The organism is Paenibacillus sp. PastM-3, from assembly GCF_029893965.1.
In the GTDB taxonomy this organism is placed as follows: Bacteria; Bacillota; Bacilli; order Paenibacillales; family Paenibacillaceae; genus Paenibacillus_AQ.
On sequence record NZ_JARXXP010000012.1, the window covers coordinates 70,829 to 86,485 of the forward strand.

General features: G+C 52.5%; 14 protein-coding genes. 8 read left to right on the forward strand and 6 right to left on the reverse strand.

Annotated elements, in window-relative coordinates:
* Positions 1–108: 108 nt before the first annotated feature.
* Positions 109–666 (reverse strand): GbsR/MarR family transcriptional regulator, encoded by a 558-nt coding sequence (locus tag M2108_RS17545; protein WP_277470713.1) that lies wholly within the window; start codon positions 664–666, stop codon positions 109–111.
* Between the two features lie 256 nt (positions 667–922).
* Between M2108_RS17545 and M2108_RS17550 the strand changes: the two genes are divergently transcribed.
* The 5 genes from M2108_RS17550 (at position 923) to yunB (ending at position 6,148) form a co-directional block, all read left to right on the forward strand.
* Positions 923–2,122 (forward strand): quaternary amine ABC transporter ATP-binding protein, encoded by a 1,200-nt coding sequence (locus M2108_RS17550; RefSeq protein ID WP_277470712.1) that lies wholly within the window; start codon positions 923–925, stop codon positions 2,120–2,122.
* Positions 2,119–2,955: an ABC transporter permease gene (locus M2108_RS17555; protein ID WP_090718211.1), complete on the forward strand. Its 837-nt coding sequence runs from the start codon at positions 2,119–2,121 to the stop codon at positions 2,953–2,955. The genes M2108_RS17550 and M2108_RS17555 overlap by 4 nt, the downstream gene beginning before the upstream one ends.
* Before the next feature lie 25 nt (positions 2,956–2,980).
* Positions 2,981–3,856, forward strand: coding sequence for a glycine betaine ABC transporter substrate-binding protein (locus tag M2108_RS17560; protein ID WP_277470710.1), 876 nt, complete (start codon positions 2,981–2,983; stop codon positions 3,854–3,856).
* A 234-nt stretch (positions 3,857–4,090) separates the two neighbouring features.
* Positions 4,091–4,702: a TVP38/TMEM64 family protein gene (locus tag M2108_RS17565; protein ID WP_277470709.1), complete on the forward strand. Its 612-nt coding sequence runs from the start codon at positions 4,091–4,093 to the stop codon at positions 4,700–4,702.
* A gap of 153 nt (positions 4,703–4,855) precedes the next feature.
* A complete protein-coding gene (gene yunB, locus M2108_RS17570) occupies positions 4,856–6,148 on the forward strand; it encodes a sporulation protein YunB (protein ID WP_481856924.1) in 1,293 nt (430 codons plus the stop codon).
* A gap of 902 nt (positions 6,149–7,050) precedes the next feature.
* Here yunB and M2108_RS17575 read toward each other — a convergent pair.
* On the reverse strand, positions 7,051–7,230 hold the full coding sequence (locus M2108_RS17575; protein ID WP_277470708.1) for a hypothetical protein: 180 nt from the start codon (positions 7,228–7,230) through the stop codon (positions 7,051–7,053).
* 120 nt (positions 7,231–7,350) lie between these two features.
* Between M2108_RS17575 and M2108_RS17580 the strand changes: the two genes are divergently transcribed.
* Positions 7,351–8,019 (forward strand): alpha/beta hydrolase, encoded by a 669-nt coding sequence (locus tag M2108_RS17580; RefSeq protein ID WP_277470707.1) that lies wholly within the window; start codon positions 7,351–7,353, stop codon positions 8,017–8,019.
* A 165-nt stretch (positions 8,020–8,184) separates the two neighbouring features.
* Positions 8,185–9,885, forward strand: a complete 1,701-nt coding sequence (locus tag M2108_RS17585; RefSeq protein ID WP_277470706.1) for an alpha amylase N-terminal ig-like domain-containing protein — start codon at positions 8,185–8,187, stop codon at positions 9,883–9,885.
* Between the two features lie 4 nt (positions 9,886–9,889).
* Here the strand turns inward: M2108_RS17585 and M2108_RS17590 are convergent, their stop codons facing one another.
* The gene (locus M2108_RS17590) at positions 9,890–10,960 is read right to left on the reverse strand and encodes a M23 family metallopeptidase (protein WP_277506266.1); all 1,071 of its coding nucleotides are present in this window, start codon (positions 10,958–10,960) and stop codon (positions 9,890–9,892) included.
* Positions 10,961–11,203: 243 nt separating this feature from the next.
* Between M2108_RS17590 and M2108_RS17595 the strand changes: the two genes are divergently transcribed.
* Entirely contained in the window at positions 11,204–11,818 is a 615-nt protein-coding gene (locus M2108_RS17595; protein ID WP_277470704.1) for a YutD family protein, read from the forward strand.
* Between the two features lie 101 nt (positions 11,819–11,919).
* Here the strand turns inward: M2108_RS17595 and M2108_RS17600 are convergent, their stop codons facing one another.
* The 3 genes from M2108_RS17600 to M2108_RS17610 all read right to left on the reverse strand — a co-directional run bounded on the left by M2108_RS17600 (position 11,920) and on the right by M2108_RS17610 (position 15,574).
* Entirely contained in the window at positions 11,920–13,365 is a 1,446-nt protein-coding gene (locus tag M2108_RS17600) for a S41 family peptidase (RefSeq protein WP_277470703.1), read from the reverse strand.
* Positions 13,366–13,413: 48 nt separating this feature from the next.
* Entirely contained in the window at positions 13,414–14,586 is a 1,173-nt protein-coding gene (locus tag M2108_RS17605) for a copper amine oxidase N-terminal domain-containing protein (protein ID WP_277470702.1), read from the reverse strand.
* A 184-nt stretch (positions 14,587–14,770) separates the two neighbouring features.
* On the reverse strand, positions 14,771–15,574 hold the full coding sequence (locus tag M2108_RS17610; RefSeq protein WP_277470701.1) for an NAD kinase: 804 nt from the start codon (positions 15,572–15,574) through the stop codon (positions 14,771–14,773).
* Positions 15,575–15,657 lie beyond the last annotated feature (83 nt).

A 15,657-nucleotide genomic window follows, 5' to 3' on the forward strand; every position in this document is an offset into this window, starting at 1 on the left:
AAACCAGCTGGGCACCGGCAAAAAGCAGACAGCACAAAAAGGCCGTGACCCCTTTATTAAAAAGGGGACGCGGCTTTTTTACCTTTTGCAGCAGCTCAAAATAAGCGTTTAAGTTTCCTTAGGAATCAGTTCAAAGATTTTGCCGGTTTCCAGCGCCTCAATCAGCTTCAGCAGCCAGCGGTAATATTTGATCGCTTCTATAATCTTTGCTTCATCATTGGTCAAAAGGTGCAGCACTTCGTCATTCTCCGCATACTCCGTCTTCATGTCGCTGATTTCGGCAAGCGATTTCGACAAGGCGCTCATGTTGCCTTCGACCGCTTTTCTCCACTTGATCGAGAAGTAATCGCTGAAGTTCTGGTGCCAGTCGGGGACGACCTCGAACAGGTCCTTACGGGTTCCTTTTCCCCAAACCTTGTCAATCATCTTCAAATCCAGCAGTGTGCGTACGCCGGTACTCATGGATGTCTTGCTCATCCCCATGGTGCGGCTTAAATCATCCAGCGTTACAGGACCTTCATTAAAATACATATAACCATATAAATGTCCGATAGACAGCGTAATTCCGTATAAGTCCATATTTTTGCCGATGGAATCAATCACCCGCTCGCGGGCCTTGCTGATTCGCTTTATCTGCTCGGGCTCAAGCCCCTCTAAATCGTTCATGGTGTCCCTCCTGAGGAATAGGCTGATAGACTGCAAACCTCTCAAATGTATTGTAAACAAATCCTCTTCTATAAGTAAAGAATGCATCTGAAACGGAATACGGAGAAAAACAGAGTATTCTTTATATAAAGTACGTAAAGTTAAAACTGTACACTAAATTTTTAGCGTATACGGACTTTGCCTAATTTTTCACAACTCCGCTACACTTATTGAGGAGCAACTGCCTGAATAACGATAAGGGGAAAAGGAGGTCACCATGGCGATTATAGAGGTGAAACAACTAACCAAAGTATTCGGTAACGATGCAGGACGCGCCCTTCCATTACTGGAGCAGGGGTGGTCCAAAGAGAAGATTGCCCGTGAGGCCAAGCTGACCGTAGGGGTCAATAAGGCTGAATTCAGCATCAGTGAAGGTGAAATTTTTGTCATTATGGGCTTGTCGGGGAGCGGCAAATCGACGCTTGTCCGGCTATTGAACCGTTTGATTGAGCCTACCGGAGGCCAGGTTTTATTTAAAGGCAAGGATGTCGTCCAGATGAGCTCAGAGGAGCTGCGGACGTTCCGGCGTAAAAATATCGGGATGGTATTCCAGAAGTTCGGCTTATTTCCGCACCGCAGCGTGCTGGCGAATGCCGAATACGGACTTGAAGTACAGGGTGTAGATAAAAAAGAGCGCACCCGCCGTGCCATGGAGGCACTGGAGCTTGTTGGACTGAAGGGCTGGGAAAACCACCGCCCCGATCAGCTCAGCGGCGGTATGCAGCAGCGTGTGGGCCTGGCCAGAGGGCTCGCCAATGATCCCGACATTCTGCTGATGGATGAGGCGTTCAGTGCGCTTGACCCGCTGATCCGTAAGGATATGCAGCAGGAGCTGCTGGAGCTGCAGGCTAGAGTGAAGAAGACCATTGTGTTTATCACCCATGATCTGGACGAGGCGCTGCGGATCGGTGACCGGATAGCCCTGATGAAGGACGGTGTGATTGTACAGATCGGCACACCGGAAGAAATCCTGATTCAGCCGGCCAACAAGTATGTGGAGCGCTTCGTCGAGGACGTGGATTTGTCCAAGGTACTGACCGCGGCACATGTGATGCGCCAGCCGGAAATGATCCGGCCGGAGCGCGGACCGCGCGTGGCCCTGCAGCTGATGCGGGACAGCGGCGTGTCCAGCCTGTATGTAGCGAACAATGAAATGAAGTTGCAAGGGGTTGTGACGGCTGACGATGCGTCCAGAGCGCTGAAAGAAAATCTGAGCATTCTGGAGGTTATGCAGCGGGAAATTCCCCGTGTACGTCCGGAAACACTGCTGAATGATCTGTTTGAGCTGATGTCAGCGACGCATCTGCCGGTGGCAGTGGTCGATGAGAATGACCGGCTCAAAGGAATTGTCATTAAAGGGGCTGTGCTGTCGGCACTGGCCGGCAACGCTGTTCCGGAAGGAGGTATACAATCATGAACATTCCCAAAATTCCTATAGGTCAGGGCGTAGAGTGGATTGAGGACTGGCTGATGACTTATTTCGGTCCGGTGTTCAGCTTCATCCACATGATTATCGGCGGTATGGTCACCGGGATTGAAACGGCCCTGACCTTTCTTCCGGCGATTGTGCTGACTATTGTTATAGCCGCGCTTGCTTACTGGATCGGCAAATGGCGGATGGCGCTGTTTGCCGTAGTCGGGCTGCTGCTGATTGACAATCTCGGCCTGTGGGCACCGTCCATGCAGTCGCTGGCGCTGGTGCTGACCGCCTCGGTGCTTGCCGTATTAATCGGCGTGCCTGTCGGCGTGCTCTGCGCCCAGAGCAAGACTGTACAGAATATTGTGACTCCGGTGCTTGACTTTATGCAGACGATGCCGGCGTTTGTCTATCTGCTGCCTGCGGTATCCTTTTTCTCGCTGGGGGTCGTTCCCGGAGTCATCGCTTCTATTATATTTGCGATTCCGCCGACCATCCGGCTGACCAATCTGGGTATCCGCCAGGTGTCGGAGGAGCTGGTCGAGGCTGCAGATGCCTTCGGCTCCACGCCGGGACAGAAGCTGTTCAAGCTGCAGCTGCCGATTGCGATGCCGACCATTATGGCCGGGATTAATCAGACGATCATGCTGTCGCTGTCCATGGTGGTCATTTCCTCCATGATCGGTGCCCAGGGTGTCGGTGCTTATGTCTACCGGGCCGTATCACAGGCCAAGACGGGGGCAGGCTTTGAAGCGGGGATTGCGATTGTTATTATTGCCATTCTGCTCGACCGTTTGACCCAGAAGCTGTTCAAAACCAAACAACAAAACTAATAAACCCTAGGAGTGTGAGTGATTGATGAAGAAGAAAAGCATAGGAATACTGTTGACTGTTCTGCTGGTGGTGGCTGTCTTAGCCGGATGTTCGTCCGGGGCAGGCGGAAACAAGCCGGTGAAGCTGGCTTATGTCGCTTGGGATTCAGAGATTGCGAGCACTTATGTTGTAAAGGAAGTCCTTGAATCGAAGCTCGATAAGTCTGTAGAAATGCTGCAGGTGGATGCCGGCCCGATGTGGGCAGGTGTTGCTGACGGAAGTGCTGATGCGATGGTTGCCGCCTGGCTGCCAAGCACGCATGCTTCTTACCTGGAGCAGTATGGCAGTAAAATAGAAGACCTGGGTGCCAACCTTGAAGGTACCAAGACAGGCCTTGCAGTTCCAACCTACATGGATATTAATTCCATTGAAGATTTGAAGGATGCTGAGCTGGCGGGAACGCTGCAGAACCGGATCGTCGGCATTGAGCCGGGAGCAGGGATTATGATGGCCACCGAAAAAGCGCTTGAGGCCTACGGCCTGAGCGATTACACGCTGCTTGAGAGCTCATCGGCGGCAATGGTGCAGGAGCTTGAAAAAGCCTACCAGAGCAATGAGCCGATTGTAGTAACCGGATGGACTCCGCACTGGATGTTTGCCAATATGGACCTGAAATATCTGGAAGACCCGCAGGCGGTATACGGCGGTGCTGAACAGATTCATACTATGGTGCGTACGGGCCTGAAAGAAGATATGCCTGAGGTGTACAGCTTCCTGGACCAATTCAGCTGGACTCCTGAAGACATGGAGCAGGTCATGGTTGATATTGCAGGCGGCCAGTCTCCGGAGGAAGCAGCAAAAAAATGGGTTGGCGAGCATGAAGATCAGGTCAACGCCTGGGTTGCCGCGGTACAGGAGTAACGGACTGCATCAAGGTGATTTTTGCAGCAGTAAATAATGTGTGCTATGATGAAAAGAACACAAGGCTACAGAATTGTCATTTTTCTGCCGGCAAGTATTCTTTACTTATATTTTCATACGTAAGCCACAATCCGTAATAAACACCCCGTAAGGGGTGTTTTTCTTGACAAATAAACCATATATAAATACTCAGCAGAGCTGACACTGCAATGAGCCGGGAAAGGAGACAGCTCCATGACAGAGGTAATTAACGGCTGGATCGATTGGCTGCTGCAGAGTCTGGGTTTGAGCGGACCCTATATTTTGCTGGCGACAGTCCCGCTTACACTGCTGCAAAGCTTGTTCGGATTTTTTCCGCTGGCCATCTTAATTGTGCTGCATGTGTCCGAGTTTGATATCATCGGCGGTATGGCAGTCAGCTGGATGGCCTGCAATCTGGGTTCAATTCTCATCTATTTCCTGTTCCGCAGATACCTGTATGGCTGGTTTGACCGCAAATGGAGAGCCAAGCTGAAGCGCTACGACAAGTGGCAGCGTTACCTGGACCGGTACGGCATCTGGACGCTGGTGCTGCTGCGTACGGTCCCCATTATGCCCAGCAATATTATTAATTTTATGGCAGCTGTCTCCCCGATCAAGGTATCATCCTATATCTGGGGTACCGTTCTCGGCAATCTGTCCTATATCTGGCTGTTCGGGACGATCGGTTCATCGCTGATTGTGCCGCGTGAGGAGTGGCGCGGATTTCTGGGCTGGTATGCGGTGTTCATCGCTGTTCTGCTGACAGTCTTCGTGCGCCGGCACTGGGGACATCTTCAGGAGGATAAGCGCAGCAGAATGCAGTAGGAAGATTGATTCGGGGAAAAGAATGATAAAAAAAGGAAGAACGCTATTCGCAGTGACAGCACTGGGAATAGCGTTCTTCTTTTTTGTCCCATGCCTGAATACCCTATAGTAATGAACGGGCGGCTTGGCCGCGGTGATACCGGGAGGGGACTTATGAGCATGGGCAGAATTCGAAAATGGGGGGGGCGCAGGGTGGCGCTGCCGGGCTCACGGCGCTTGGGCCGTCTGCGGCTGCCCAAGATCAGCTGGGATGGCTTGCCGCGGCCTGCCTGGAGGAGTCCGGCCTTTAAAGCCAAGCCGTCACGGGCGGGCAGCCTGCGGCCGGCAGCGCGGAGCGCGGGGTTCAAGGCCCGGCCGTCCAAGCCGGGGCTGGGATGGCCGGCGGGGCAGAAAGCGCGCAGTAAGCAGGGGGGCATGTATGAGGGCGGGACTACGGCAGAATTGTGGATGCAAGGCAGTGTCCGGAGCGCGGGAGGATTATCCGTAGCGCCGGGAAGCGGCGGCACCAGGGGCAGAGGGAAGCTGTTTGGCCAAAGCGGCGGTAACGGAAGCAGTCCGGCACGTCCGCGCAGACGGGGCCGCTTTTGGCTCATTTTAAGCCTGGTGCTGGTTATCGGTATACTGCAGGGGGTGCGATATGTGGAGCAGCATCTGCGCCCGCCGATTATTCATCTGGCGCAGATCCGGGTAAAGCAGATCGCTACCGAATCCATTAACAAAGCGATTACCTCGCAGGTTGCGGACGGCGGAGATGCAGAGGCTCTTATCGACTGGAAAACGGATAATAACGGCAAAATCTCCGGCTTTATGCTCAATTACAGGGAGCATATGCGGATCACCTCGCAGGCTGCGGAGGTCATCCAGACTACCCTGCAGGATCTGCACAACCGGACGGAGCATATCCCGCTCGGCCAGGCGCTGGACAGTCCGCTGATCGCCTCCTTCGGGCCTGATGTCCCGATAAAGATTGAACCGCAGGGGGCGGTTAAGGTAGAACTCAATACCCGCCAGAAAAATGCCGGAATCAATATGATTCTGGTCGAGGTGTATATCCATATTGTCACAGAAGTGGCTGTCGTCGTTCCGTTCGACATGGAGCCCCAGGTAGTCGATACAGAGATTCCGGTCTCCTACCTGATGGTGGTCGGAGATGTGCCGATGTACTATTACGACAACCAGGGGAACCCTGTCGGCGAGAACGGCAGCAGTGCACCTGGCATCGCGATACCGGCCCCAAGCCAGAGCGGGGACAAGAGCGGAGCAGCGGACAGCGGCACTGGTGGGGGAGCGGGCAACGGCTCCGGCGCAGACAGCGGTGCCGGAAACAGCGGAAAGGATGCTCCCGCCGGCAGCGGCAACGCCGTCGAGTCCTCCGGCGCGGACAATGCCGGAAGCGGCGGGAACGCGGGGAACAGAGGCAACGCGGGCGGGGGGACCGGGGAGTAAAGGATTGGAGACGGATGGCACCGGTGCTCCTAGTAGTAAGCGCCGAGCAGCGCCGGGCAAGCGAGTAGAACACCGGGCGCGTGGCACCGGGCGCTGTGCACTAAGCGCAAGACTTCGGGTAACCGAGGAGCAAGCAGCAAACCGAGCATCGAACCAAGTACTAAACCAAGTACTAAACCAAGTACTAAACCAAGTACTAAACCAAGTACTAAACCAAGTACTAAACCAAGTACTAAATTGAGCACCAAACCAAGGACCAAACCAAGGACCAAACCAAGGACCAAACCAAGGACCAAACCAAGGACCAAACCAAGGACCAAACCAAGGACCAAACCAAGGACCAAACTAGGCGCTACACACCGGGTCACCAAAAAAATTAAGTTCCGAGTCGCTTAATGCCAGCCTCACCGGTGCTAACGGACCGTACAGCCCTTATTTATTCAATATTGTCCGACTACCTAGTCTTACGGACTCAGATGCACTTATTCGTCGGCTGACAGAGCTTTTGGGCGGGAAAACGGGCAGATAAGGGCACTGGTGTCCGTTAGCCTTTAGATGGCAAGGTACAGGAGCCGGATAAGGTCAACTCTGTCCGTTAGGTTGTTACAGTAGCGGATTTCCACTGTGAACGGCGGTAGTGGATTATGATAGCTGCAGATTACAGCGGCCGGAAGTACAAATATCCACTAAAAAGCGGCCAGTCCATAAACACTACAATCATAACGTCAATGTAAATAGTTAGAGCTGCATATTGCTCCACTTGAAGAAAACAGGGATATCCCCATAACCGGTTCATACACTATAGGTAGCAAAGTTTTTATGTGAAGGAGTGTGAATCAGGGATGCCTTATGATGCTGAAGCTGATGCGGTCAGCCCGGAGCGGCTGGAAAGTCTTGAACAGCTACCAGATGGCGCCTAGCAGCTTTTCACAGGCGTTTACAGGCAGCATTATTGTGCCTCCCGGCAGCTCTTTGAGTACGAGTGTAACCTCCTCCAGCTCAGCGGTGGGATTGGTCATCACTTCAGCCCTTAGCCTGACATGGTGGGAGAGCTGACCCCGCTCAGTCTGCAGGTTGTTCATCCTGCCTGCACGGCTTAAGCCTTGACGATTGAATCGTTAAGGCTTATTTTGCATTTATTGGATACAATGAAAGCATAAGTGCAGCTTCGCTGTATATTCCCATAAGAAAAGAGGCCTGTTATGGACAGCTGTTTATTCATTCACGGCTTTACCGGCGGAGAATATGAGATTTCCCCGTTGTCACAGTATATGGAGCAGCATGATTACCGTTCCCGGACTTTTACGCTCAAAGGACACGGAGGCGGCAGACGGGAGCTCAGGCAGTCCGACAGATTTGGCTGGCTTAGAAGCGCCGAGGATGAATTGAACAAGCTTCTCGAGGAGCAGGAGTCCGTACATTTGGTCGGATTTTCGACCGGTGCGCTGATTGCTTCCCATTTGTCTGTGCAGTACCGTGCCGGCGTCAAGTCACTTACCCTGCTGTCGGCACCTGTGTTCCCGCTTAATCCGCTGGAGATTGTGAGAACACTGGGCAAGCCGGCTATGCTCAAAAATTATATCAGCAAGTTCAGCTCCACACCGCCCAAAGCCACCCGGGAGTTTCAGCGTCTGGTCCGTGAGAGCTTTGATATTTATCCGCAGATAACAGCCCCCACCCTGATTGTGCAGGGAACAAGGGATCATCTTGTAAAAACCAAAAGCGCCGGGTTTCTGGAGCAGACGATTCCGTCCGGACAGAAGCAGGTGCTGATGGTAGAACAAAGCGGCCATATGGTCTGCCATTGCGGCGATCAGGCGCGGGTAATGGAGGAGGTTCTGCATTTCATCAGACAAGCAGGTGCTTCATGAACCTGCGGCTGAAGGGAATTGACAACGTATACAGCAGATGGTAACTTCAATTTAGAGAAACCGGTTTCCCTGGCGCAAATAAGGCTTTTAATTAGCCGTGACTAGCCATGGCCACATTCACTCAGGAATCCGGACGATTTTACCTAAATAAGGAGACTGTATAATATGCCGACACGCTGGTTTTTCCACCATACTGCTGAGGATCCGTTTGCTTTCCCGGACGGAAAAGGGGCACTGAAACTGCGCTTGTTCGTGCCTGCCGGCCTGCAGCTGTGCTGCACCGTCATTCATTCGGACCGCTATGATTCACCCGGGAGTGAGCAGCCGCTTCTGATGGAGCGGATAGGTTCAGCCGGAGCTTATGAGCTTCACGAGGCAGTCATTCGGACCGCGACCGGCAGATGCCGCTATGTGTTCCACGCTTCTGATCCGGCTGGTAATTATGCGTGGTATGGGGAGAGAGGGGTAGCCGGAAACCGCGAGCATGCCGGAGCTTTTCAGTATGCCTACATGCACCGGCCCGAAGCGCTGGCAGTGCCGTCATGGACCAGCGGGACGATTGTATACCAGATTTATCCCAGCAGCTATAATCAGGGGACCCTGCGGGGCATTACGGATAAAATCCCGTATCTCCAGGAGCTTGGCGTAACAGCCGTCTATATGACGCCAATTTTTGAATCCCCATCCGAGCACAAATACAATACTTCCGATTATTACAGGATTGACCCTGCCTTCGGAACCGCAGAGGACCTGAAAAAATTGGTGGAGGAAGCTCACAGGCACGGTATCCGGGTAATGCTGGATGCGGTGTTCAATCATGCCGGCGATACTTTTTTTGCTTTTCGGGATGTGCTGGAAAAGGGGGAGCAGTCGCGTTATAAAGACTGGTTCTTTATCCGTTCCTATCCGGTCAGCCAGCTGCCGGCCCCGGCCTATGAAACCTTTGCCAAAGCCGAAGCGCATATGCCCAAGCTGAACATGGATAATCCCGAAACCGCTGATTATATGCTTGCCGTGGCGAAGCACTGGATTCGTGAGGCGGGAATTGACGGCTGGCGGCTTGATGTGGCCAATGAGGTGAATCCGCAGTTCTGGACACGGCTGCGCCGCGAGCTCAAGGCGGAATTTCCCGACCTGCTGCTGATCGGCGAAATCATGCATGCTTCCGGGTCCTGGCTAAGGGGGGACCAGTTCGACGGCGGGATGAATTATGTGCTGCGGGAGGCGGTACTGGAGTTTTTCGCGCTGCAGTCAGCCGGGCCCGTACGCTTCATGGAGCAGCTGCTGCATATAGAAGCGCTGTATAATGACCAGGCTAATTCAGCCATGTTCCAATTGCTGGGCAGCCATGATACCGAACGGTTTCTGACCGCCTGCAAGGAGAACGGGCGCGGCTGGAACAGGCAGGGGACAGCGCTTGCCCGGATGAGGCTGGCTGTTTTTTTTCAGATGACCTATATCGGAATTCCAATGATCTACTACGGGGATGAAGTCGGCATGGAGGGGGCGACCGACCCGCATTGCCGCAAGCCGATGCTGTGGCTGGAACAGGAGCAAAACAGGGAGCTCTATGAGTGGTACAAGACGCTGATTGCCTTGAGAAAACAGCATGTAATCCTGCAAAAAGGCGCATTCCGCCCTTGGTTCACCGATGAGGTCCGCGGTGTCCTGGGTTTCGTGCGCCGATGGGAACAGGATAAGGTCGCTGTTCTGATTAATAATTCTCCTAATGCCTACCAGCTTGAGCTGAACAGTTTCCGGTCAGATAAAAAAGTGCTGACCGAGCTGCTCAGCGGACTGACCATCCGCAATACCGGGAAAATGCTTGTTGAGCTTGAGCCGTTCGGCTGTATGCTGCTGTATTGAGCCCTTATTTATTTTTCTTGTTTTTCCGGGCCCGGTACTCCTGATTCTCCCACTGCTTCAGCAGCGGATACGGGTCAAAAGCCCATTCTGTAATGCCGCGGTCACGATAGATGCCGTAGTGCAGATGCGGAGGGAATTTGCCTTGTGTTCCCGGGTTGCCGTAGCCGGAGCTGCCAACCCAGCCGATTTGTTGGCCAGGCGTCACAATATCCCCGCGTCCTACAGATTTATCATAACCGGATAAGTGGGCGTAGTAGTGGTACCGGTTTTCGATATCCCGGATACCGATCCGCCAGCCTCCGTAACGGTTCCAGCCTTTGGTCTCGACAATGCCGAAGCAGGTGCTGCGTACAGGCATCCCGTGCGGGGCGAACAGGTCCGTCCCTTCATGAATGCGTGCCCCGCCCCAGCTTCTGCCTGTTCCCCAGGTGCTGCGGTAAGAATAAGAATTGCTGATCGGCAGCGGAAAGGCGCTGCCGGCCAGATCAAGCCGTCCAAAATACTCGTACAGCTTGGCGAACTGTCCAACCCGCTGGGCAGCGCGGCCGTTATGGTAATATTCCCAGACGGCGATGCTGAAGTCATTAGCAGAGGTACCGTATTTCAGTAGATGTCTGGCTATGCTGTAGAGCAGATCGGCGTCGTTGTCAGGGTCGGCCAGGCCGTCTCCGGAGCCGTCATGACCCATCCCGCCAAAAAAGCGGATGGAATCGGGAGACATATCCTCCTGATCCGGATTCAGCGGTCCGGCCCACACCGGGGCAGGAATCTGGATGCCGGTAAGACGGGATTTGAGCGGAACTTTGGTGCCGGACTTCTTCTTGGCAATGGTCCGCTCGTATTGATCAATAGCAGCGAAACGGAACCAAGGTATCCCGGTCGCTGCGCTCATCTGCTCATACAGTTCCTTCCGTGCAGCTGCTACATCTGCTGTGCCGGTTGAGGAACTTCCGGATTGCGTTGCCGGGGCAAAGGCGGCGGCAGCAGCTTGTTGTACCGGACTGCATATCATAACAGCTGCGCTCAGGCATAAAAGGGCTCTCCATTTTGCTTTTCTTTTGCACAGGACCAGCATGATAACTACCTCCTACATAAAATGAAGCCTTGACCCGGAATGGTCCGCTGCCGGATGCTTACGTTATAGATTGAGGCAAATGGCTGCATTTTATCCGCATCTGTCTAGAAGTTCCAGCTTGTCGGGATATTTCGGTCAGACAAATTTCACAAAAACAGGCAAATGCACAGTCCGCATGCTATAATATGAGGCAACGGCTATACACATTGAAACTTTTACAGTTGAAAGGCAGGCGACACACGCTTGATCGTTATAGGTGGAAAAGGCTACGAGCTAATGCTCGATCATAAAGACGGCTGGAACCCGGAGGCATTCCGCGGGCGATACAGCGAGGTGCTGGACCGTTATGATTATATTATTGGTGACTGGGGCTACAGCCAGCTTCGGCTGAAGGGCTTTTTCCGGGACAATCACCCTAAGGTGAACCGGGATACGGCCATTTCCGGCATGGTGGATTACATCAACGAATATTGCAACTTCGGATGCGCTTATTTTGTGCTGCATAAATTAAAGGAAATGCCCAAAGAAGGAGAGTTCAAGGATATTCTGATCAAAGAAGCTCCTGAGCCGGCATCGGCTGACTCCCAGGCGGAGCAGATGGAGCAGGCCGAACCCGCGCCTCAAGTAAGAGTGCACCGGGAAGGTCCCAAAAAAGACCGTAACAAGGACGGGGGTTCGTCCAAGGAGCATGGCAAGGAACGGCCTGTGCGCGAGCATCAGAGCCGGAATCACCGGAATAAAGAGGCGCAGGGCAAGAAGCATCACAAGGATTCCCAGAGCAGACAGCACAACCAGAATCAGCAGCATAACCAGAGTCAGCCGCAGAATAAGAATCAATCCAATCCTCCTGCCAATTAACCGGTGCTTGCCGGAATGATTGAAGGACATGAACAAAGAGCATCCCGCTAACCATGTAGAATGGTTGCCGGGATGCTCTTTTGATTAAAGCGCAGCAAGTATTATTTTACAGATAATTTCAACTGATTGGTTGCTGCATTATAGCTCCAGGTAAGAGCAGGGAACTTCTTCGCGAACGCACTTACATCAATCAGGGTTTCGTTGTCCTTGGATACCGCCTCTTTGGAGGCCAGTGTAAATCCGAAGACTTTGCCGGCTCCGTTCGTGAACAGGGCTTTCTTGTTCTTGGAATCCCAGGTAATGTCGCTTTCCACGAGTGCAGCGAGTACGCGTGCTGATGCGTATACTTTGTTATTCTGCTTCAGCAGACCGAGGTTTCCGGCAAAAGCATGGCCGTTAACGTCCAGAATGTGGTTATCGCCAGCCAGTGTAATTGTGGTCAATCCGGCGATCCGCAGAGCGGTAACCAGCTGTGCTGTTTTACTGCCTTGAACCTCGATGTCAGGAGCAAGCCCGATGTGATTAAAATCCTCTTTATTCGGTGTCAGGTACTTCATCGTAGTCAGCTTAAGCATATCGCCATTGGATACCGGCAGCAGGCTCTGAATACGGGCTTTGCCGTAGGAGCGTGTACCCACGATGGTTGCCAGCTTGTTGTCGCGCAGGGCGCCGGTCAGTGCTTCTGAAGCACTGGCTGTGTACTCGTTGGTCAGGACAACTACAGGCACGCCGATCTTGGTTCCTGACGTAATGGTAACCGGTGTAAGTGCACCGCTCTGGTCAGAGGTGTACATCATGATACCGGAATCCATAAACATGGAAGCAATGTTATATGCGGAGTCCATGTAGCCGCCGGTGTTGTCACGCAGGTCAAGAACAAGTGATTTCATACCCGCAGTCCGCATATTGGCCAGGACCTTGGCGAATTCCTCGTCAGCGCTCTGGCTGAAGCCGGTAAGGGCAATATAGGCCGTATTAGCGCCGATAATCTGTCCTGTGACCGAGGCGCTGGTAATGGAATTTCTCGTTACGACGATCGTTTTGCTGGCTCCGTTTCTGCTGATCAGGAGGGTAACCTTCGTTCCGGCAGCTCCGGCGAGCTCATCGCCTGAAGTGTCGCTGATTGCAACACCGTTGATCTTCACAATCGTGTCACCACGCTTTAGACCCGCCTGTTCAGCCGGTGAGCCGGCCAGAACCTCTTCAATATAAAGCTCCTTGGAAGAAGGGATATACATCATTCTGATGCCGATTCCTACATACTCCAGGTCCACCTGATGCTCGAATTCTGCAGCTTCTTCTTTGGTAAGGTAGGTGCTGTAGGGATCTTCCAGCGTGTTGACCATCCCGTCAATAGCGCCGCGGATCAGCGTGTCCCGGTCAACGCCTTCCACGTTGTAAGCTTCAAGATACTGCATGATTTCGTTGATCAGATCCATATTAGAGGCAGCTTGCGCATTATCCGCCGCCTGGGCTGCAGGTGAGAACAGGAGTGACATGGCCAGACAGCCGCTCACCACAGCAGAGATTAATTTTGTCGGTTTCATAAAATAGATGCACCCTTTGAGTTTATTTATTGGCGCTGCGTGCAGCAACTAGTCAAGATAGTAGAAATCATCAATGGTCCAGCCGCCGGTCTCTGTCTGATAGAAGATGAACAGCATCGGCTGCTCCACGTTTTCCCCGGTTTTTGCATCCTTGATATTGGTTTCTGCATAGACGGCCGCTTCACCTGCAGCAGCATCGTAGTAATAAATATTGGAATTGTTCAAGGTATAGCTCAGATCAAGCTGGTTAAAGAATTCCTGAAGGGATTCCTTTCTGGCTGCATTGTATTCTTCACTGTAAGAGGACATCTGGGCCAAAGTGGCATCGACATTCTCAGCGGACATAGCCTGGAAGTATTTGGAGAGGTTATCCTTGATAAGGGCTGCATGGCCCTGGGGAATATCTGTGGTCTTCATGGCCTGCTCTTTGGTTAACAGTACAGTGCTGTCCTGATTGGTGATCTCGGATATTTTCCAGGAGCCGTTGACACGTACAAGACTGTACAGATATTCGTTGCGCTCGTCAGGGAGATAATATCCGCCGGCCCGGACCTCTTTTTCAACTGTGTAAGCTGTAGCTTCATCGCCCTGGACATTAAGCACCTTGAGGGTTTCGATAGTTGTTCTCATGTCATAGTTCTTAAAAAAATAATTGAGTGAGGTAACATCGTCACTAAAGCTGTCTGCATCATCAATAAGGCTGTAGTAGCTGACGGCTTTCTCTTCATTGTAATACTGGATCGCCTGTCTGATCAGCGCTGTGATCGCTTGCTCGTCGCTTGCCGCGGTGGATACGGCAGTAGTGATCTGCACACTTCTGCTGGAAGCATCCCAGACTGCCGAGCCCCCGGTTGCTTCAGCTACAAAACGGAGCGGAATGTAGGTCGTGCCGTTGCTGGATACAGGGGCGACTGTCAGTTTCTTGACTGTGCCGTTGACGGTGGCCAGCTTGCTGCCGATCTTCAGGGTAATCGTGAGGTTATCGCTTGTTCCGGTTACAGTACCGGTTGCGGCATCCCACAGCACCTGCATTCCAAGCTTTTCGAATACAACCCGGAAGGGCACCAGTACGGAATCGTTGTCCAGGTAAGGGGTACCGGCCGGGAAGGTAAGATTGGTCCCGTTAACGTACACGGAAATAGGTTTTTCTGCTGCAAATGCAGGAACCGAAAGGGCGAGAGCCAGCAGACTGGTCCCTAGTATAGCAGATATTTTTTTCAAAAATGATCTCTCCTTTGTGAGTTACAAACTCTATGTAAAATAGGTTCATTATACCATTCGATTTTTCTCTCTGTCTACCAATTCGTGTCAATAATAATAGAAAAGTTTGTAAAAATCCTGTGCATAAAAAAGCCGGGACTGCTGTTGTTTCCCGGCTGCTCAAATCATGCTGAAACCAGCTGCTCTAGATCAGAAAAGCTTCACGAACCCGGTTCCAGAAAGGGAAGGGACGGTATCTGGCAAAGCTGATTTTTTTGTCTGACACCTGGCACCGGACGGAAATCAGATCATCAACGGGAATGTTGATATGGTCGACCGTCAGCAGCAGGCGCTGATTCTTGCGTGAGTAAATGTCGCAGTGATGGTGCTTGGGCAGCAGTAGCGGCGAGCCCATCGTGCGGAACACGCGGTTGTTGATGGAGGCGATCTCGGAAATCTGCAGCGCATCAATCGAAGGATGCATCATGGCGCCGCCAAGGCTTTTATTGTAAGCCGTGCTGCCCGACGGTGTGGAGACGCAAAGACCGTCGCCGCGGAACATCTCGAAGTTATCATCATTGATGTCCACCTGGATGACCACTGTCCCGTCAACACCTTTGAGCGTGAATTCATTCAGTGCAATATGGGAAGTGGACCCCGATTTCTTATGGATCTCCAGTTCAAGCAGCGGATACCGTACGATACGGGGCTTGTGGGGCGGAAGATCGGTGGTTCCGCACATATGGTCGATCAGAGTAGGCAGCTCCTCTGCCTGCCAGTCGGCATAAAACCCCAGATGTCCGGTATGCACGCCTACAAAAGCAAGATTGGGAATCTGGTCAATAAAGGTGTGAAAAGCATGCAGCATGGTTCCGTCTCCGCCAATCGAAATGACGATTTCCGGGGACTCGGCATCCAGAACGAGGCTGCGCTCCGCCGCCAGCTTGTGAAATTGCTCCGCAAGTTTGATGGACAATTCGTCTCCGCGGTCCAGAACATAATATCTCAAGATGTACAGGCTCCTTTGTATGTTTCAGTCATACAACGATCATAATCAATCTTGAACCGGAACACAATATAAGGGCCTGCAAA

Bases quoted from the DNA above. Each gene is read 5' to 3' on its own strand.
- M2108_RS17600 (WP_277470703.1), bottom strand. From the start codon at position 13,365: ATGAAACCGACAAAATTAATCTCTGCTGTGGTGAGCGGCTGTCTGGCC.
- M2108_RS17565 (WP_277470709.1), top strand. From the start codon at position 4,091: ATGACAGAGGTAATTAACGGCTGGATCGATTGGCTGCTGCAGAGTCTG.
- yunB (WP_481856924.1), top strand. From the start codon at position 4,856: ATGAGCATGGGCAGAATTCGAAAATGGGGGGGGCGCAGGGTGGCGCTG.
- M2108_RS17580 (WP_277470707.1), top strand. From the start codon at position 7,351: ATGGACAGCTGTTTATTCATTCACGGCTTTACCGGCGGAGAATATGAG.
- M2108_RS17590 (WP_277506266.1), bottom strand. From the start codon at position 10,960: ATGCTGGTCCTGTGCAAAAGAAAAGCAAAATGGAGAGCCCTTTTATGC.
- M2108_RS17550 (WP_277470712.1), top strand. From the start codon at position 923: ATGGCGATTATAGAGGTGAAACAACTAACCAAAGTATTCGGTAACGAT.
- M2108_RS17575 (WP_277470708.1), bottom strand. From the start codon at position 7,230: ATGAACAACCTGCAGACTGAGCGGGGTCAGCTCTCCCACCATGTCAGG.
- M2108_RS17585 (WP_277470706.1), top strand. From the start codon at position 8,185: ATGCCGACACGCTGGTTTTTCCACCATACTGCTGAGGATCCGTTTGCT.
- M2108_RS17545 (WP_277470713.1), bottom strand. From the start codon at position 666: ATGAACGATTTAGAGGGGCTTGAGCCCGAGCAGATAAAGCGAATCAGC.
- M2108_RS17560 (WP_277470710.1), top strand. From the start codon at position 2,981: ATGAAGAAGAAAAGCATAGGAATACTGTTGACTGTTCTGCTGGTGGTG.
- M2108_RS17555 (WP_090718211.1), top strand. From the start codon at position 2,119: ATGAACATTCCCAAAATTCCTATAGGTCAGGGCGTAGAGTGGATTGAG.